The following is a 17,345-nucleotide window of genomic DNA, read 5'->3' as shown; positions in this document are numbered from 1 at the left end:
GGATTGCGACGGTGGACCAAATGGTCAAACCGGAGGCTGTCATGTCCCTTCAGGAAGCGGCGCGTCGGGTGCGTGAAAACGCACATGCGCCCTATTCGAATTTCAAGGTGGGCGCGGCGTTGCGCACAGCCTCTGGCGCAGTGTTCTCTGGCTGCAATGTCGAAAACGTCGCCTATCCCGAGGGCACCTGCGCCGAGGCCGGTGCGATCGCCGCGATGGCAGCGGCGGGTGAGCGCGACATCACCGAGGTCGTGGTCATCGCGGACGCGCCCACGCCGGTCACCCCCTGTGGTGGCTGCCGCCAGAAGCTGGCCGAGTTTTGCGCGGGCGAAGTTGAGGTGACGATGATGACCACCGACGGCGCGAAACTTGTGATGACGATGTCCGACCTGTTGCCCGGCGCCTTCGGCGTCGAACACATGGAGCGCACATGACCCGAGCCATTCTGATCGTGATGGACAGCGTCGGCATCGGCGGCGCCCCGGACGCGGACCGTTTTTTCAACGGTGATGTGCCGGACACCGGCGCCAACACCTTGTTGCACATCGCCCAAGCCTGCGCTGCGGGTGAGGCCGAGGATGGGCGCAGTGGTGCGTTGGTCATGCCGCATCTGGACGCGCTGGGCCTTGGCAAGGCGCTTGAATTGGCGAGTGGCGAGACCGCGCCAGGCTTGTCTGCGTCCCCCATGGGCCTGTGGGGCGCAGCCCAGGAAATCAGCCCCGGAAAGGACACACCTTCGGGCCATTGGGAGATTGCGGGCGTGCCCGTGCCCTGGGATTGGCACTACTTTCCAAATACTTGTCCGTCCTTTCCGGCGCAGGTGACGCAGGCGATCTGTGACGCGGCCGGGGTCGAAGCGATCCTGGGCGACAAGCATTCCTCGGGCACTGTCATCTTGGAGGAGTTGGGCGCCGAGCACATGCGCACAGGCCTGCCGATCGTCTATACCTCGGCGGATTCCGTGCTTCAGATCGCGGCGCATGAAGAGACGTTCGGGCTTGAGCGGTTGTTGGACCTCTGCCGCGCTGTGGCGCCGATCGTGCACAAGATGCGCGTCGGGCGGGTCATTGCACGCCCGTTCGTGGGCGATGCAGAAACCGGGTTCACCCGCACCACCAACCGGCGCGATTTCGCGATGAAACCGCCCGCGCCGACCCTGTGCGACTGGGCCCAGGCGGCGGGGCGCAAGGTTCACGCGGTAGGAAAGATCGGCGACATTTTCGCCCACCAGGGCATCGACGAGGTGCGCAAGGGCACGGACGCCGACCTGATGGAGCATCTGCTGGACCTGATGGACGAAACCGCCAACGGGGACCTGGTGTTTGCCAATTTCGTCGAGTTCGACGCCAGGTATGGCCACCGGCGTGATGTGGCGGGCTATGCACGCGCTCTGGAATGGTTCGATACGCAGCTGCCGCGGATATTCGCCAAGGCGCGGCCGGGCGACCTGATCGGGTTCACCGCCGATCACGGCAACGACCCAAGCTGGGTCGGCACCGATCACACCCGCGAACGGGTGCCGGTGCTGTTCCACGGGCTGGGCGCGGGCGAAATTGGCCTGTGCGGCTTTTCCGACATCGGCGCCAGCGTCGCTGCACATCTGGGTTTGGACGCGCGTGGCGCGGGGAGGGCGTTACTGTGACCTTGCGTGACATGCCAAAAGTTGAGCTGCATCTGCACCTGGAAGGGGGCGCGCCGCCGGCGTTCATCCGCGATCTGGCGGATGAGAAGAACTTGGACATTTCGAACATTTTCACCCCGGACGGGGGCTATGCTTACCGAGATTTCTGGCACTTTCTCGAGGTTTACGAAACAGCCTGCACCACCCTGACCGGGCCGGAGGAGTTCAAACGCCTGACCAAGGCGGTGCTGGCCGAAAGCGCGGCCAATGGCGTAGTTTACAGCGAAACCTTCCTGTCGCCGGATTTCTGCGGCGGTCGTGACGGGGCAGCGTGGCAGGAGTATCTGCACGCGATCCGCGAGGGCGCCGATGAGGCCGAGGCCGAGCACGGCATCATCCTGCGCGGCGTGATCACCGCGATCCGCCATTTCGGCGCAGATGCTGCGCGCAAAACAGCCGCCTGTGCGCAGGAAACGGCGGGTGACTGGATTGTCGGCTTCGGTATCGCGGGCGATGAGAAATCCGGCCACCTGTCCGATTTCACCTATGCGTTCGACATGGCGCGCGAGGCCGGGCTGCGTCTGACCGCCCATGCAGGCGAATGGTCCGGGCCGGACGAGGTGCGCGCGGCGATCGACCACCTGCATGTCGAACGTATCGGCCACGGTGTGCGGGCAATCGAGGATCCGGCCTTGGTCGCCCATCTGGCCGCCGCGGGGATCGTGTTGGAGGTTTGCCCTGGCTCGAATGTCTTTCTGGGCGCGATGCCCAGCTGGGAGGCGCATCCGATCGCGCGTTTGCGCGAAGCCGGGGTTTCGGTCACCGTTTCCACCGACGATCCGCCATTTTTCCGCACCGACATGGTGCAGGAATATGAGATGCTGGCGCAGACATTCGGGTGGCAAGAAGAGGATTTCGCCGATCTGAACAGGGCCGCAGCTGATGCGGCCTTCTGCGATGAGAAAACCCGCGCACGCTTGCGCGAAAAGTTGGAGAAACCCAATGTATGACCACCTGACAATTGTCGATCACCCCCTGGTGCAGCACAAGCTGAGCCTGATGCGCGAGAAGGGTACGCAAAGCGCAGTTTTTCGCCAATTGCTCCGTGAAATCAGCCAGTTGCTGGCCTATGAGGTGACCCGCGAGTTGCCGATGATAACGCAAGAAATCGAGACGCCGATTCAGAAAATGGACACGCCGGTTCTGGCAGGCAAAAAGCTGGCGCTGGTGTCGATCCTGCGCGCGGGCAACGGGCTTTTGGATGGGATACTGGAGCTGATTCCACTGGCGCGGGTCGGGTTCGTCGGTTTGTATCGCGACGAAGAAACGCTGAAGCCGGTGCAATATTACTTCAAGGTACCCGAGGACCTGGGCGATCGGCTGGTAATTGCTGTCGATCCAATGCTGGCGACGGGCAACAGCTCGGCCGCCGCGATTGATCTTTTGAAGCAAGCAGGGGCGACGAATATCCGTTTCCTGTGCCTTCTGGCCGCCCCCGAAGGGGTCGCGCGGATGAAAGAGGCGCACCCGGATGTGCCGATTATCACCGCGGCGCTGGATGAGAAGTTAAACGAGAACGGCTATATCGTGCCGGGCTTGGGTGACGCGGGCGACCGGATGTTCGGTACGAAATAGCCGGGTCAAACGGCGCTTCATTGGGCGTTGAGCATTGTTGAGAAAGCGTGGACAAAGCTGCGCTTCGTGCGGGTTTTGATCTTTACTTGCTAGGCATCCTCCTGCATTCTTACACAATATTTTGTGTGGGGGCACATTATGCAGGTAATCAGAGCATGAGGCATGTACTCAGAGCAATGGCGCTGTCCGTCACCGCAGCCACTGTCGTCATTTCACTTTCGTTGAGCACGACTGGTGCGCAGGCGCTGACCTTGGCGCAGGCCGCCCAGCCCAAGGAACTGCCGCCCGCTGGGTATACCGGAAACACCTATGTCGACAGTCGGGGCTGCGCCTATGTGCGCGCAGGTCTTGGTGGGACGGTGAACTGGGTGCCGCGAGTAGGGTCGAACCGCAAGGTGATTTGCGGGTTGGCTCCGACGTTTAGCCACCAGGCAACCACCCCTGTCGTGGTGCCTCCGGCGCCGACGCCTGTTGCGCCGACCGTCCCCACGACCACGACCACGGCAGCCGCGACAACACCTGGGGCACTGACGGCCACGCCCAGCCCGGCGCCCGCCCCGACCGTATTCAGGTCCACCCAAACCATAGCACCGGCACCCAAACCTGCGGTGACCAAGCCGCGCGTGGCGGTCACGACGTCCTCACCCAGCCCAACCCCTGCACCGACCGTGTTCAGCGCGACTCGATCTGACGTCGACGCCCCAGTCGCGGTCAGCCCGGCACGCGCGACGCCCCGTGTCGCGACCGGGTCGACCGCGCAGGTCCAGACCCAGACGATCCATGCTGCCTGCAATCCCAACGGCGGCCCCACTCTGGTCAATCTAGGTGGCGGTAAGCGGGCGCGTATCACATGTGGGTCGCAAGAACAGATCGTGCGGATCATCGAGCAGAGCAATGGCATGCGCACCCGCCTCGTCCTGACTCAGTCGCCCGCAACGTGGGTGGCGCAGCAAGGCACACGCGGTGCGGCGCAAGCGGCCCCGACGGCTGCGCGGGTGACATCCTCGGCCACGGTGCCGGAGGGGTATCGCGCCGCCTGGGACGATGACCGTCTGAACCCGAACCGCGGCCCGCGCACGGCGCAGGGCACCGCGCAAATGGACCTGATCTGGACCCGCACCGTGCCGCGCCAGCTGGTGGATAAAAACACTGGGCGCGTGGTAAACCGGCTGTTCCCCGATCTGCAGTATCCGCATACGTCGATGGCAGCGCAACAAGCGGCGGTGCTGTCGACCAAAAGCGCGGCACGCAAGCCTGCGACCAAACCTGCGGCGACGCGAGCGTCGGTCTCGGTCGGGGCCAGCCATCGTTTCGTGCAGGCGGCCAGCTTCGGTAACCCGGCCAACGCACAGCGCACTGCGCAGCGCCTTGCGAGCTTGGGTCTTCCGGTGCGGATGGGGTCGATCACACGGGGTGGCAAAGCGCTCAAGGTCGTGTTGGCAGGGCCATTCAGTCGCCAGGCGGAATTGCAGGCGGCACTGACAAAAGTTCGCCGCGCTGGCTTTTCCGACGCGTTCTTCGTGAAATAAGCTCAGACGTTTCTGACAGGAAAAGCCCCGCCATCGTGCGGGGCTTTTTCATGCCTTCCTACTCGCCACAGATGCCCTGAAGACTGATCCAGTCGCCGTCGTCCAGCAGCGGCGTGGCGTCTTCGACCGGCACTGGGTCGGCCTCGATCAATCCCAGGGTGGTTTCGCCGGTCTGATCCAGCGCATAGGCGTAAGGTGTCGCGCGCAGACGAGTGGCCTCGAACCCGGCCAGAAGCGCGGGTTGGGGGAGGGCGGTGGGCGGTGTGGTCAGAAGCGTTTCGGCATAGGTATCCAGCGCCTCGTCCGGCACCTTGCCAGAGGTCAGAAGCCGCAAGGTCGACAGCAGCCCGGCCTGGGTCAGCAGGTCCTCCATCGGATCATGCAGTGCGGCGCGCAGGGCTTCGGCAAGGATGAAGCCGCCTGCCACGTCCGGTTCTTCGTAATCTTCGACCAGCGCGCGGTTCAGAAGGATGATGCCACCGGGCAGATGGCCTGCCTGCGCAACACCGCTGGGCAGCACAACGATCTGCGCAGCGCCAGGACCAAGAACGCGCATGCCGAGTCGGGCAAGGGACGCCGTGCCGCGCGGTTCGGCGCAGCGTTTCCCGGCCACGCGGGCGAAACGGTCCAACAGCAGTTGCCCGACGGCGGCGCGGGTCGGGGCGGGCACCACGGTAGCGGTATAGCGTGTCAGCGCGCCGGGCAGCCAGAACACGCCCGCGGCCAGAACGGCTGCGACCAGCCCGCCTGTCAGCACATGGCGCAAGCGGCCCGGACGCGGTTGGCGTTTGGCGATGACGTTGCGCACCTTCTCGATCGCGTCGATCATGGTGGCGTCGTCCAGCTCCAGCTCTTCTTCGCTGTCTTTTCCGGGGGCAAACAGGGCCGGGCGGGTGCCCGGGTTCAGGCGCCGGATTGCGGGCAGGGACCAGTGGATCAGCGGGTGTTCGTGGGTGTCGGTGATGGTCAGTGTCGCTTCGCCCACCGACACGATGACATTGCGGCGTTGATCCTCGGCCGAGGCACGGTAGAGGCCGGGACTTTCCAGCCGGTCATAATTTGTGAGGGCCGTCATCTGCTGCTCGGGTTCGTTCTTTTACGGACACGATAGCGCAGGGGGCGGGGACGGGCAACTCACCGCCGCAGGTTTCAGCGTCGGGAACGGATTGCGATCAGGATGCCTGAGGCGATAATCAGAACCATGCCAAGTGCTGCGCGCGCCTCAAGCGTGGTGCCGAACAGGGAAAAGCTCCAGCCCGCCGCGAAAATCAGCATCGAGTATTCGAAGATTGCGACCTGGCTTGCCTCGCCCAGTTGATAGCCGCGAAAGATCAGCCCCATGGCGATCATCGAGCCGCCCGCCTGCAAAAGCGTCAAGCCCATCGCGAGTGGCGTGGGCCAGACTAGGGCGCGCAGGATGAAGCCCTCGGGACCCAAGGGTGCATCTTGCGGGAAGAGCGTCAGGGCAGTCGTTCCAATCAGGCCAAACAATCCCAGCGACAAGAAGAAGTAAAGCAGCATCGAAAAAGTGCTTTCCCCATGGCACCATTCGCGCGTCGCGATGCCGCCGATGGCATAGAAAAAGCCCGCAGTGACTGGAATGACGGCGACGGGATCCAGCCCGTCCGCAAATGGGTTCAGCACCAAAAGCACACCGGCAAAGCCCACCAGGGCCGCAATCAGACGGGTGAGGCCGATGGGTTGGCCCAGGAACAGGGCGCCGATCAGCATGACCCAGATCGGGGCGGTGAACAGCCCCGCTGCGACCTGTCCAATTGGCATGAAGGCCAGGCAGCCGAAATAGATCAGCATCGAAAAGCCCGCGAGCCCGCCGCGCAGCGCCACCGCCCAGCGGCGATTTGGCCGCAGGTGGATCAGACCCAGGGCCGACATGCCGCCCATAAGCCCCACCACGATGACCGCGCGCATGAAGTGGAATTGCCACAACCCCAGGTCGCGGGCGATGACCACGACCGTATTGTCGATGAGCCCCAGAAGGAACATCGCGGCAAAGACCGCGCCAGCGGCGGCAATGGGTCGGTCGTGAGGCATCGGGGCTCCGGTGTTTTTTGACATTGACCATGGGGCTGCGAATGCGGTCTGTTCTCAAAACGACATGCCGCAACCAAGGGGGACGACGATGGGCTGGATGGCAGACGAAACCGGATTGGACAAGCGAGCCGCGAATTTCGTGCCGCTCACACCCCTGTCACACCTGCGCCGCGCGGCGGCGGTTTTTCCCGGACGCACGGCGGTGGTGCAGGGCGACCGGCGTCTGAGCTATGCCCAGTATCACGCGCGGGTGTCGCAGCTGGCCTCGGCGTTGGCGGCGGCAGGTGTTGCGCCCGGCGACGTGGTGGCGACGCTTTTGCCCAACAGCCTGGCTCATGTCGAGACAAGCTTCGGCATCCCCGCCTGTGGTGGCGTTCTGAATACGATCAACATCCGGCTGGATGCCGATACGGTGGCGTATATTTTTGACCATGGCGGGGCCAAGGCGGTTCTGGTCGATACCCAATTCCTGGGCCTGGCGGAAGCTGCGATCAAACGAATGGACGGCCCTGCGCCCATGGTGATCGAGGTTGCGGCCCCCGAGGCGGGCTTTCCCGCCACTGGGCGTCACACGGAATATGAAGATTTCATCGCCGGTGGCGACGCCCGGTTCGACTGGGTGATGCCGCGGGACGAATGGGAAAGCCTCGCGCTGAATTATACCTCCGGCACGACCGGGCGGCCCAAGGGCGTGGTCTATCATCACCGCGGCGCATACCTGATGACGATGGGCACGCCGGTCAGCTGGAACATGGGACTTTACCCGATCTACCTGACCATCGTGCCGCTGTTTCACTGCAACAACTGGAACCATACGTGGATGATGCCGCTTTTGGGCGGCACGATTATTTGCTGCCGCGATGTGACCGCCAAGGCGATCTATGACGCGATCGCGGATGAGGGCGTGACCCATTTCGGCGGCGCGCCGATCGTGTTGAACACGATCATCAATGCGGCGGATGACGTACGGCGCGACTTCGACCATGTGGTCGAGGTCTTCACCGCCGGTGCCCCGCCCGCCGCGGCCACCCTGGCGGCGATCGAGCCTCTGGGCTTCAACGTGACGCAGGTTTATGGCCTGACCGAGACCTATGGTCACGTGACCGAAACCTTGTGGAACGCCCCCGAATGGGACGGGCTGAGCCAGGATGAAAAGGCCGTGATCAAGGCGCGCACCGGGATTGCCATGCCGATGATGGAACATATCACGGTGATGGACGAACATATGGCGCAGGTGCCGATGGACGGGGAGGCCGTGGGCGAGATCATGATCCGTGGCAATTCGGTGATGAAGGGCTATCTGAAGAACCCCGAGGCGACCGACGAGGCCTTTTCGGGCGGCTATTTCCATTCCGGCGACATCGCGGTGCAACTGCCTGATGGCTACATCAAGATCACCGACCGGGCGAAGGACATTATTATTTCGGGCGGCGAAAACGTGTCCTCGGTCGAGGTCGAAGGCGTGCTGATGCACCACCCGGCCGTGTCTTTGTGCGCGGTCGTGGCCAAGCCGGATGACAAATGGGGCGAAGTGCCCTGTGCCTTTGTCGAGCTGAAGGACGACGCCAAAGTCGACGAGGCTGAACTGATCGCCTTCGTGCGGGAGCGTCTGGCGGGGTTCAAGACGCCAAAACAGGTGGTGTTCACCGAGCTGCCCAAGACCTCGACCGGCAAGATCCAGAAGTTCGAACTTCGCAAGCTGGTGAAAGGTGGCTGACGGGATCAGAAACCTTTGAAAGATTTCTGCGTCAGCGGCTAGGGTGCGGTCATGATCATTTCGCGCGGTCGCCGCTATATCTTTGTCCATGCGCCCAAGACCGGGGGCACGTCGCTGGCGCTGGCGTTGGAAAACCGCGCCATGAAGGACGACATCCTGATCGGTGACACGCCCAAGGCCGTGCGCCGGCGGGGTCGGGTGAAGGATGTGCAAAGCGCAGGACGGTTGTGGAAGCATTCAATGCTGACCGACATCTATGGCCTGGTGGATCAGGACGAGATTGACGCGTTCTTCGTCTTCACCCTGGTGCGTAATCCCTGGGACCGGCTGGTCAGCTACTACCACTGGCTACGAGGGCAGAATTTCGACCACCCTGCCGTGGGCCTGGCAAAACAGCTCACCTTCAGCGCCTTTCTGAGCCATCCGCAGACAATGGTGGCACAGCAGGCTGCACCTTTCACCCGTTATGTCACTGACGCGGGCGGGGTGGAACGCTGTGATTTGTTTGTGCGGTTGGAGCATGTGGACAGGGACCTTGCGCCGCTTGAAGCGCATCTTGGCTTTCGCGTAACCCCGTTGCAGCGGATCAATGCCTCGGACCGCGGTGCGGATTACCGGGCGTATTATAGTGAAGCGGATGCAACGCTTGTCGGCCAACTATGCGCCCCGGACATAACGCGTTTCGGCTATTCCTTCTGAAAAACGCTGCGCCCAGCGAACAATCCTTGCCCCGTCCCTGAATTTGAGAAGCATTGGCGACAATGCCCCATTAACGCCATTTTCGCGTCCCACTCCTGTCGTGGGAATCACTCAAATTTGAATCAATTCAGAGCAATGGGCTGCCACCCAGCTGTGAATATCCGGGCTGCCACCCGGAATTTGAATGTGGGGGATGAAGACATGTTTGGTCTGCGCAAAAAGAATCCAGAGACACCGAAATTGATGGCCGAGCCGGGCGGAGCCTGGCGTGGGGGCATGGCATATCAGGCGCCGGTCAATCTGCACGGCTTTGCCGCCGGCACCCATGTCGGCACCCAGATGGGTTGGCGCCCGGTCGAAGCGATCACCGTGGGCGACCATGTGATGACCTTCGACAATGGCTTGCAGCCGGTCACCGCCGTGACGCGCGGTGCTTATTGGACCGAATGCGCGGACTGCCCCGACCACATGCTGCCGATCGACGTGCCGGCAGGCGCGCTGGGCAATGCTCGCCGCATGTTCGTTCTACCAGAACAGAACGTGATGATCGAAAGCGACGCGGGTGAGGACCTGTTCGACGATCCCTTCACCCTGGTTCCAGCCGAGGCGTTGATCGGGTTTCGCGGCATCGAGAGGCAGCGTCCGTGGCAGGCCTTTGACGTGGTGACGCTTCATTTCGAAGCAGACCAAGTGGTGTTCGCCGAGGGTGGTGCGTTGATCCTGTGCCCCGCAGCGATCGCAGGAGTTGCGAGTGTCGACTTCATGACACAGGGCTATGCGCCGGTTCCGTATCGGGTGTTGGAGCGGGATCAAGCCTGCACTTTGGTCGAGTGGATGGCGCTCGATGATGCCGCGGCTGCGCCGTTTCAGCCCTCGCACAGCCCCGCAATGACACGATTCCACGTGGCGTGACGCGCGAATCAGACGCCCCAGACCAGGGACAATCACGGTCTGGGGCGGGGTATGGTTGACAGGGGGTTAACGACTGTTTCCGCCTGACCATCAAATTGCCGCATTCCTGTCAGGATTGGGGCGGTTGTCGAAATGATGCCACAAAGTGGCCCAAATTCGGGCGAAATCGTGGCAGAATTCGGGGGCTTCCTTAGGTCATCGCCCAGATCGGGCCGGTTCAAACGACCTTCAGGAGATACACCATGTTCATGCAAACCGACAAAGCTTTCGCCGCCGCCAGCCCCGTTGACCTGGACATTCTGCTGTCCTCCACTGCCCGTGGCCGGGCCGGTCTGGTGGCCGGCACCCGCGTCGAAGCCGCCAGCGGCTGGCGCCCGGTGGAAAGCCTGATGCGCGGTGACGCGGTCTATACGCTGGACGGCGGATTGCGCCAAATCATTGATGTGCAACGTGAAGACATGACGCCGACCCAGTCGCTGCTGGTGCCCGGCGGTGCGCTGGACAATTGCGCCGAGATGGTTCTGATGCCCGGCCAGCACGTGATGCTGGAGGCTGACATTGCCGAAGAGGCGTTCGGCTCGCCGCTGGTCCTGCTGCCGGCGCTGGCGCTGGAAGGCTATCGTGGCATCACCCGGCAACAGGGGCAGGAACGCGTCGAGATTGTGACGCTGGGCTTTGACGACGAAGAAATCGTTTACGGCAACACCGGGGCACTTTTGCACTGCCCGGCCACCGGCCAAATGCAGGCGCAAAGCACCACGTCGAAATTCTTCACTGTTCTGGGGATGGAGCAGGCGCGGGCGCTGATGGGGATCATGTCCCACGGCAACCCGTTCGCACAGGCGGCCTGATCGACACATCAGTCTGTCAGGAGGACAAACGCCCGGGCCTTTCGGTCCGGGCGTTTGCTTTTGCGATCGCGGTCAGGCTTACGCGGCCTGTTCGGCGTCGAAGCGGGTGTAGAACCCGTCGCCCTTGGCCGCCATGTCGCGCAGCGTGTCGGGCGTGGTGAAGCGCGCGCCGTGGGTCTTGGTCAAGCCGTCGCAGATCTCGACCGCCTTTTCGGCACCGATCATGTCCAGCCAGCTGAACGGACCACCGGACCACGGGGCAAAGCCCCAGCCCAGGATCGCGCCCACGTCGCCTTCGCGGATGTCCATCAGCACGCCTTCTTCCTTGGCACGAACCGCTTCCAGCACCTGTGCCATCATCAGGCGATGCTGCACCTCGGCCAGGTCGGGTTGGTCGTCGGCCAACGGATACTTGGCCTCAAGTCCCGGCCACAGCTGGCTGCGCTTGCCTTTGTCGTCGTAGTCATAGAACCCGGCGTTCGATTTTCGGCCCAACCGGCCTTCGTCGAACATCCAGAACACAACATCATCGACGGCCCCATCGGGATAGGCATCGCCCATCGCCGCGCGGGTCGCCTTGGCGATCTTCACGCCCAGGTCGATCGAGGTCTCATCGACCAGTTGCAGCGGCCCGACCGGGAAGCCCAGAAGCCGTGCGGCGCCTTCGATCAGGGCAGGGGAGACCCCTTCGCCGACCATGCGGATGCCTTCGTTGATGTAAGGAATGATGCAACGGTTCGCATAGAAGAAGCGCGCATCGTTCACAACGATCGGGGTCTTGCGGATCTGGCGAGTGAAATCCAGCGCCTTGGCCACGGCCCGGTCGCCGGTTTCCTTGCCCTTGATGATCTCGACCAGCATCATCTTTTCAACCGGGCTGAAGAAGTGGATGCCGATGAACTGATCGGATCGCACCGACGCCTTGGCCAGCTCGGTGATCGGCAGGGTCGAGGTGTTGGTGGCAAAGATGCAATCGTCGCCAACGATGGCTTCGACCTTCTTGGTCATCTCGGCCTTTACGCCCGGATCTTCGAACACCGCTTCCACGATCAGGTCGCAGCCCTTCAGCGCTTCCAGATCGGTGGTGGCGGTGATCATTGACAACAGCGCCTCTTTCTTCTCAGGTGTGGCTTTGCGGCGGGCGATGCCCTTGTCCATATAGGTCGCGGCATAGTCCTTGCCACGGTCCGCAGCCTCTTGCGCCTGGTCGATCAGCACGACCTCGATTCCGGCCTTGGCCGAGACCAGCGCGATACCCGCGCCCATCATGCCCGCGCCCAGAACGCCGACCTTCTTCACGGTCTGATCGGGCACGTCGGCGGGGCGCACGGCGCCTTTTTCCAGTGCCTGTTTGTTCAAAAACAGCGATCGGATCATCGCCGAGGACGACGGGTTCATGATCACCGAGGTGAACCAGCGCGCTTCGATCTTCAGCGCGGTGTCGAAGGGCACCTGTGCGCCTTCGTAGACCGCCGACAACAGCGCCTTGGCGGCCGGATAAACCCCGTTCGTCTTGGCGTGGATCATCGCGGCTGCACCGACGAAGGTCTGGAAGCCCGCCGGGTGATAGGGCGCGCCGCCGGGCATCTTGTAACCCTTCACGTCCCAGGGTTTTACGATGTCGGCGTCGGTGGCGTTCAGGACCCAGTCCTTGGCGGCTGACAGCAGCTCGTCCGCCGGGACGACCTCATCGACCATACCGGCGGCTTTCGCCTTGGCCGGGGCCACGGATTTGCCTTCCAGCAGGAACGGCGCTGCCGCCATCGCGCCCATCTTGCGCACCATGCGAGTGGTGCCACCAGCGCCGGGGAAGATGCCGACCATGATTTCCGGCAGGCCGATCTTGGCCTTCGGGTTGTCGGCGGCGAAGATGCGGTGGCAGGCCAGCGGGATTTCATACCCGATGCCCATGCCGGTGCCGGGCATGGCACAGGCCACGGGCTTGCCGCCCTTGTTGGTCTTCGGGTCCATGCCCGCGCGTTCGATCTTGCGCAGGATGGCGTGCATCTGCATGACGCCTTCGAACACGCCACGGGCCGGGTCGTCGCCCGCCGATGCCTTCAGCTGCGCCAGTACGTTCAGGTCCATGCCACCGGCAAAGTCCTTTTTGCCCGAGGTGATGATCACGCCCTTCACGGCGTCATCGGCCAGGGCCGTGTCCATATGCGCATCCAGGTCCTTCAGCGCCTCAAACGACAGCACGTTCATGCTTTTGTCCGGGCAGTCCCAGGTGATGATTGCGACGCCATCGGCGTCTACGGTGTAGGTGAAATCTTTCATCGTGGTCTCTCCTTACACACGTTCGATGATGGTTGCGGCGCCCATGCCAGAGCCGATGCAGAGCGTGGCCAGGCCGGTCTCCTTGTCCGAGCGCTCCAGCTCGTCCAGCAGGGCCGAGATGATGACCGCACCGGTGGCGCCCAGCGGGTGACCCATCGCGATCGCACCGCCGTTGACGTTGGTCTTGTCGTGGTCCGCGTCGAAATACTGCAGGAACCGCAACACGACCGAGGCGAAGGCTTCGTTCACCTCGAACAGGTCCAGATCGCCAATCTGCATGCCAGCGGCCTGCAACACGCGCTCGGTGGCAGGCACGGGGCCGGTCAGCATGATGGTGGGATCGGTGCCGATCTTGGCGGTCGCCTTGATCCGGGCGCGGGGCTTGAGGCCCATACGCTCCCCATATTCCTTGTTGCCGATCAGGATCGCGGCGGCACCGTCGGCGATACCGGACGAGTTTCCGGCGTGGTGCACGTGGTTGATCCGCTCCAGATGCGGGTATTTCAGCAGCGCCACGGCGTCAAAGCCGGGCATCACTTCGCCCATCGCCTTGAACGACGGGTTCAGCCCGCCCAGGGTCTGCATGGTGGTTTCGCGGATCATTTCGTCCTGGTCCATGATGGTCAACCCGTTCTGGTCGCGCACGGTCATGACGGATTTGAACCGGCCATCGGCGCGCGCGGCGGCGGCGCGTTTCTGGCTTTCGACCGCATAGGCGTCGCAATCATCGCGGCTGAACCCGTATTCGGTGGCGATGATGTCCGACGAAATGCCCTGCGGCACGAAATAGGCCTTCATCGCAAGGAAGGGGTCGGCGGCAATCGCGCCGCCGTCCATGCCCATCGGCACGCGGCTCATGCTTTCCACACCACCGGCGATATAGGCGTCACCCGCGCCGCCTTTGACCTGGTTGGCGGCCATGTTTACGGCCTCCAGACCGCTGGCGCAGAAACGGTTGACGGACACGCCCGGAATGCGCTCATCCAGCTCGGAATAGAGCACCGCCGAGCGCGCCAGGCAGGCGCCTTGCGACGCGACCTGGGTCACGTTGCCCCAGATCACGTCTTCGACCGCGTGGCCTTCCAGATTGTTGCGCGTCTTCAGCTCGTTCAGCGCCAGGGCCGACAGGCGCACAGCGGGCACCTCGTGCAGGGTGCCGTCCGGCTTGCCCTTGCCGCGCGGGGTGCGCACGGTGTCATAGATGTAAGCTTCGGTCATTCTTCGCTTTCCTTCTTTCAAAGTCAGGCGCGGTCAGCTGGGCTGCCGGGCATCAGGTCATAGGGGTGTTTCCAGCCGGGGGTTGCCTCGATCCGGGTCAACCAGGCGTCGATGTGGGGCCAGTCGGCGCGGGTGAAGCCGAAGGGTTCGGGATAGAACAGGTAACCGCAGCACGAGATGTCGGCGATGGTCAGCGCGTCACCCACCAGCCAATCCTTGTTGGCCAGTTCATGTTCCAGGGTCTTGTAAGCGGATTTCAGGCGGCCTTGCATGAAGGCAATGACTTCAGCGGGGCGTTTGTCTTCGGGCAGGAAGTTCATCAAAAACCGGGTCATGCCTGCCTGCGACGACATCTTGTGATTGTCCCAGAACTGCCAGCGCAGAATCTCGCGCCGCTCCGCGGCGGATTTTCCGCCCAGCTTGCCGGATTTCGAACTGACATAATCCTGGATCACGCCCGATTGCGACAAGGTCACGTCACCGTCGATCATTACCGGCACCTCGCCCATGGGGTTCAGCTCAAGATAGTCCGGCGCGCGGGTTTCGCCGTTGAAGAAGTCGACAAAGACGGGCTCCCACTCAAGTCCAGAAAGTTCAAGCGCCAGCGCGGCCTTGTAGGCATTTCCGCTTTCGCCGAAGCAGTACAGTTTAATCATGGTCGGTCCCCCCAGTTTTTTCGGTCAGAGCTGGGGGTTTCACACCCCCAGACCCCCGTGGGATATTTCGGGCAAGAAAAAGCAGGGCGGCCCTTCTTTTTCTTGCCAAAAATATCCCCGCCGGAGGCTCCCGCAGGACCCCCCAAGCGCAGGTGTCAGCGTTTTCGCGCGTCCAGTTCGGAATTGAACAGGCGCAGGCGCGCGGTCAGGTTGTCTTCGTTCGTGACGCTGTCGAAATGCTCAAACAGAAAGGACAGCGCTTCGCCCTCATCCAGCCCCGCATCGCGGGAGAAGCGTTTCAACCGACGATATCCGTCTTCGGTCATGGCGACCGGAAAGCGGCGGGTCAGGCGGAAACGTTTGGGCATGGGCTGTCCTTCCTACGTGGTCTCAGAACGCCTCGGCGTCCAGCGCCATCACCGTGTCGGCGCCGCTTTCGATGCGGGCCAGGTGCATGCCGGTGGCAGGCAGGCGACGTGCCATATAGAAACGCGCTGTGGTCAGCTTTGTCTCGTGGAACGTGGCGTCAGAGCTGCCAGCCGCCAGCGCATCCAGCGAGGCACGCGCCATGCGGGCCCACATGAAGCCCAGGCAGACGTGGCCGAACAGGTGCATGAAGTCATACGATCCCGCCAGCGCGTGGTTCGGATTTTTCATGCCGTTCTGCATGAAGAACATCGACGCGGCCTGCAGGTCTTTCGATGCGGCTTTCAGCGGGGTGATGAATTCCTCCATACCCTCAACGTCGCCCTGTTCCTTGCAGTAATCCTTGATCATCGCGAAAAAGGCCATCACGTGCTTGCCGCCGTCCTGCGCCAGCTTGCGCCCGACCAGGTCCAGCGCCTGGACGCCGTTGGCGCCTTCGTAGATCTGGGCGATGCGCGCGTCGCGGGTGAATTGCGACATGCCATGTTCTTCGATATAGCCGTGGCCGCCATAGATCTGCTGGGCGCGCACGGTCATGTCGTAACCTTCGTCGGTCAGGAAACCTTTGAGCACTGGCGTCATCAGCGAAATCAGGCCGTCGGCGTCCGCATCTTCGGCGCGGTGCGCCTGGTCGATCAGCGAGGCCCCCCACAGAAGGAACGCGCGCGCGCCTTCGATGAAGCTTTTCTGATCCATCAGCGCACGGCGGATGTCCGGGTGCACAATCAAAGGATCGGCCGGGCCGTCCGGGTTTTTCACACCGGTCACGTCGCGGCCCTGCAGCCGGTCCTTGGCATAAATCACCGCGTTCTGATAGGCAGCTTCGGCCTGTGCCAAGCCCTGCATCGCGACGCCCAGGCGGGCTTCGTTCATCATGGTGAACATGGCGCGCATGCCCTTGTTCAGGTCGCCCAGCAGATACCCCGTCGCCTCGTCATAGTTCATGACGCAGGTGGCGTTGCCGTGGATGCCCATCTTTTTCTCGATGTTGCCGACGCTCACGCCGTTGGCGGAGCCGACCGAATTGTCATCGTTCACGTTGAACTTGGGCACGATGAACAGCGACACGCCTTTGATGCCTTCGGGCCCGCCCGGGACCTTGGCCAGCACCAGGTGGATCACGTTTTCCGACATGTCATGGTCGCCAGCCGAGATGAAGATCTTTTGCCCCGACACCTTGTAGCTGCCGTCACCCTGCGGCTCGGCCTTGGTGCGCATCAGGCCCAGGTCGGTGCCGCAATGCGGTTCGGTCAGGTTCATCGTACCGGTCCATTCACACGACACCATCTTGGGCAGATAGGTGTCTTTCTGCGCCTGCGTGCCGTGGGCCAGGATCGCCGAGGCGGCGCCGTGGGTCAGGCCCTGGTACATCGTGAACGCCTGGTTCGCGGCCGAGAACATCTCGCCCACTGCCGTGCCCAGGACCACCGGCATGTTCTGGCCGCCAAATTCCTCGGGCATGTCCAGACCGGTCCAGCCGCCCTCTTTCATTTGCTCAAACGCCGCCTTGAACCCGGTTGGGGTATAGACGATGCCGTTTTCCAGCCGGCATTTTTCCTGATCACCCACCACGTTCAGCGGGGTCAGAACCTCGGACGCCAGCTTGCCGGCCTCTTCCAGAACGGCCGCGGTGAAATCGGGTTCCAGTTCGTCATAACCGGGGGTGGCGCTTTCATGGGTCTTCAGCACATCGTGCAGCACGAAAGCCATATCTTTGGTGGGGGCGGTGTAGGTAGGCATACGACGTTC

The 17,345-nt window shown here is 62.8% G+C and carries 16 protein-coding genes; 9 read left to right on the top strand and 7 right to left on the bottom strand.

Annotated features, from left to right (window positions below):
- Window positions 1–20: 20 nt before the first annotated feature.
- The 5 genes from cdd to MN188_RS07310 all read left to right on the top strand — a co-directional run bounded on the left by cdd (window position 21) and on the right by MN188_RS07310 (window position 4,785).
- Window positions 21–434: a cytidine deaminase gene (gene cdd, locus MN188_RS07330; protein WP_420838966.1), complete on the top strand. Its 414-nt coding sequence runs from the start codon at window positions 21–23 to the stop codon at window positions 432–434.
- On the top strand, window positions 431–1,642 hold the full coding sequence (locus tag MN188_RS07325; protein WP_242107090.1) for a phosphopentomutase: 1,212 nt from the start codon (window positions 431–433) through the stop codon (window positions 1,640–1,642). The genes cdd and MN188_RS07325 overlap by 4 nt, the downstream gene beginning before the upstream one ends.
- Window positions 1,643–1,653: 11 nt before the next feature.
- Window positions 1,654–2,631, top strand: coding sequence for an adenosine deaminase (locus tag MN188_RS07320; RefSeq protein ID WP_242107088.1), 978 nt, complete (start codon window positions 1,654–1,656; stop codon window positions 2,629–2,631).
- The gene (gene upp / locus MN188_RS07315) at window positions 2,624–3,256 is read left to right on the top strand and encodes a uracil phosphoribosyltransferase (protein ID WP_242107086.1); all 633 of its coding nucleotides are present in this window, start codon (window positions 2,624–2,626) and stop codon (window positions 3,254–3,256) included. The genes MN188_RS07320 and upp overlap by 8 nt, the downstream gene beginning before the upstream one ends.
- Before the next feature lie 155 nt (window positions 3,257–3,411).
- A complete protein-coding gene (locus tag MN188_RS07310; protein WP_242107084.1) occupies window positions 3,412–4,785 on the top strand; it encodes an SPOR domain-containing protein in 1,374 nt (457 codons plus the stop codon).
- A 58-nt stretch (window positions 4,786–4,843) separates the two neighbouring features.
- Here the strand turns inward: MN188_RS07310 and MN188_RS07305 are convergent, their stop codons facing one another.
- Window positions 4,844–5,860 (bottom strand): hypothetical protein, encoded by a 1,017-nt coding sequence (locus MN188_RS07305; RefSeq protein WP_242107082.1) that lies wholly within the window; start codon window positions 5,858–5,860, stop codon window positions 4,844–4,846.
- Between the two features lie 74 nt (window positions 5,861–5,934).
- Window positions 5,935–6,837, bottom strand: a complete 903-nt coding sequence (locus MN188_RS07300) for a DMT family transporter (RefSeq protein WP_242107080.1) — start codon at window positions 6,835–6,837, stop codon at window positions 5,935–5,937.
- 88 nt (window positions 6,838–6,925) lie between these two features.
- Here MN188_RS07300 and MN188_RS07295 point away from each other — a divergent pair, with 88 nt between their 5' ends.
- The 4 genes from MN188_RS07295 (at window position 6,926) to MN188_RS07280 (ending at window position 11,016) form a co-directional block, all read left to right on the top strand.
- Window positions 6,926–8,554 (top strand): AMP-binding protein, encoded by a 1,629-nt coding sequence (locus tag MN188_RS07295; protein WP_242107078.1) that lies wholly within the window; start codon window positions 6,926–6,928, stop codon window positions 8,552–8,554.
- A gap of 51 nt (window positions 8,555–8,605) precedes the next feature.
- Entirely contained in the window at window positions 8,606–9,253 is a 648-nt protein-coding gene (locus tag MN188_RS07290; protein ID WP_242107076.1) for a sulfotransferase family 2 domain-containing protein, read from the top strand.
- Window positions 9,254–9,454: 201 nt separating this feature from the next.
- Window positions 9,455–10,165, top strand: coding sequence for a Hint domain-containing protein (locus MN188_RS07285; protein ID WP_242107074.1), 711 nt, complete (start codon window positions 9,455–9,457; stop codon window positions 10,163–10,165).
- A gap of 242 nt (window positions 10,166–10,407) precedes the next feature.
- Window positions 10,408–11,016, top strand: coding sequence for a Hint domain-containing protein (locus MN188_RS07280; protein ID WP_242107067.1), 609 nt, complete (start codon window positions 10,408–10,410; stop codon window positions 11,014–11,016).
- Between the two features lie 78 nt (window positions 11,017–11,094).
- Here MN188_RS07280 and MN188_RS07275 read toward each other — a convergent pair whose 3' ends face one another.
- The 5 genes from MN188_RS07275 to MN188_RS07255 all read right to left on the bottom strand — a co-directional run bounded on the left by MN188_RS07275 (window position 11,095) and on the right by MN188_RS07255 (window position 17,336).
- Window positions 11,095–13,296 carry a 3-hydroxyacyl-CoA dehydrogenase NAD-binding domain-containing protein gene (locus MN188_RS07275; protein ID WP_242107065.1) on the bottom strand — a complete coding sequence of 734 codons (2,202 nt, stop codon included), beginning with the start codon at window positions 13,294–13,296 and terminating at the stop codon, window positions 11,095–11,097.
- Window positions 13,297–13,308: 12 nt separating this feature from the next.
- Window positions 13,309–14,514 carry an acetyl-CoA C-acetyltransferase gene (locus tag MN188_RS07270; protein ID WP_242107063.1) on the bottom strand — a complete coding sequence of 402 codons (1,206 nt, stop codon included), beginning with the start codon at window positions 14,512–14,514 and terminating at the stop codon, window positions 13,309–13,311.
- Window positions 14,515–14,537: 23 nt separating this feature from the next.
- Window positions 14,538–15,170, bottom strand: a complete 633-nt coding sequence (locus MN188_RS07265) for a glutathione S-transferase family protein (protein ID WP_242107062.1) — start codon at window positions 15,168–15,170, stop codon at window positions 14,538–14,540.
- A 155-nt stretch (window positions 15,171–15,325) separates the two neighbouring features.
- Complete coding sequence (locus tag MN188_RS07260; RefSeq protein WP_242107059.1) at window positions 15,326–15,538, bottom strand: hypothetical protein; 213 nt, start codon at window positions 15,536–15,538, stop codon at window positions 15,326–15,328.
- Window positions 15,539–15,560: 22 nt separating this feature from the next.
- The gene (locus MN188_RS07255; protein WP_242107057.1) at window positions 15,561–17,336 is read right to left on the bottom strand and encodes an acyl-CoA dehydrogenase C-terminal domain-containing protein; all 1,776 of its coding nucleotides are present in this window, start codon (window positions 17,334–17,336) and stop codon (window positions 15,561–15,563) included.
- Window positions 17,337–17,345 lie beyond the last annotated feature (9 nt).

This window comes from Aliiroseovarius subalbicans (assembly GCF_022678625.1).
GTDB classification, from domain to species: domain Bacteria; phylum Pseudomonadota; class Alphaproteobacteria; order Rhodobacterales; family Rhodobacteraceae; genus Aliiroseovarius_A; species Aliiroseovarius_A subalbicans.
The sequence above is the reverse complement of the archived record's forward strand: the minus strand, read 5'-3'. Positions and strand labels throughout refer to the sequence as shown.

Bases quoted from the DNA above. Each gene is read 5' to 3' on its own strand.
- MN188_RS07325 (WP_242107090.1), top strand. From the start codon at position 431: ATGACCCGAGCCATTCTGATCGTGATGGACAGCGTCGGCATCGGCGGC.
- cdd (WP_420838966.1), top strand. From the start codon at position 21: ATGGTCAAACCGGAGGCTGTCATGTCCCTTCAGGAAGCGGCGCGTCGG.
- MN188_RS07320 (WP_242107088.1), top strand. From the start codon at position 1,654: ATGCCAAAAGTTGAGCTGCATCTGCACCTGGAAGGGGGCGCGCCGCCG.
- MN188_RS07300 (WP_242107080.1), bottom strand. From the start codon at position 6,837: ATGCCTCACGACCGACCCATTGCCGCCGCTGGCGCGGTCTTTGCCGCG.
- MN188_RS07290 (WP_242107076.1), top strand. From the start codon at position 8,606: ATGATCATTTCGCGCGGTCGCCGCTATATCTTTGTCCATGCGCCCAAG.
- upp (WP_242107086.1), top strand. From the start codon at position 2,624: ATGTATGACCACCTGACAATTGTCGATCACCCCCTGGTGCAGCACAAG.
- MN188_RS07285 (WP_242107074.1), top strand. From the start codon at position 9,455: ATGTTTGGTCTGCGCAAAAAGAATCCAGAGACACCGAAATTGATGGCC.
- MN188_RS07270 (WP_242107063.1), bottom strand. From the start codon at position 14,514: ATGACCGAAGCTTACATCTATGACACCGTGCGCACCCCGCGCGGCAAG.
- MN188_RS07255 (WP_242107057.1), bottom strand. From the start codon at position 17,336: ATGCCTACCTACACCGCCCCCACCAAAGATATGGCTTTCGTGCTGCAC.
- MN188_RS07265 (WP_242107062.1), bottom strand. From the start codon at position 15,170: ATGATTAAACTGTACTGCTTCGGCGAAAGCGGAAATGCCTACAAGGCC.
- MN188_RS07260 (WP_242107059.1), bottom strand. From the start codon at position 15,538: ATGCCCAAACGTTTCCGCCTGACCCGCCGCTTTCCGGTCGCCATGACC.
- MN188_RS07305 (WP_242107082.1), bottom strand. From the start codon at position 5,860: ATGACGGCCCTCACAAATTATGACCGGCTGGAAAGTCCCGGCCTCTAC.
- MN188_RS07280 (WP_242107067.1), top strand. From the start codon at position 10,408: ATGTTCATGCAAACCGACAAAGCTTTCGCCGCCGCCAGCCCCGTTGAC.
- MN188_RS07310 (WP_242107084.1), top strand. From the start codon at position 3,412: ATGAGGCATGTACTCAGAGCAATGGCGCTGTCCGTCACCGCAGCCACT.
- MN188_RS07295 (WP_242107078.1), top strand. From the start codon at position 6,926: ATGGGCTGGATGGCAGACGAAACCGGATTGGACAAGCGAGCCGCGAAT.
- MN188_RS07275 (WP_242107065.1), bottom strand. From the start codon at position 13,296: ATGAAAGATTTCACCTACACCGTAGACGCCGATGGCGTCGCAATCATC.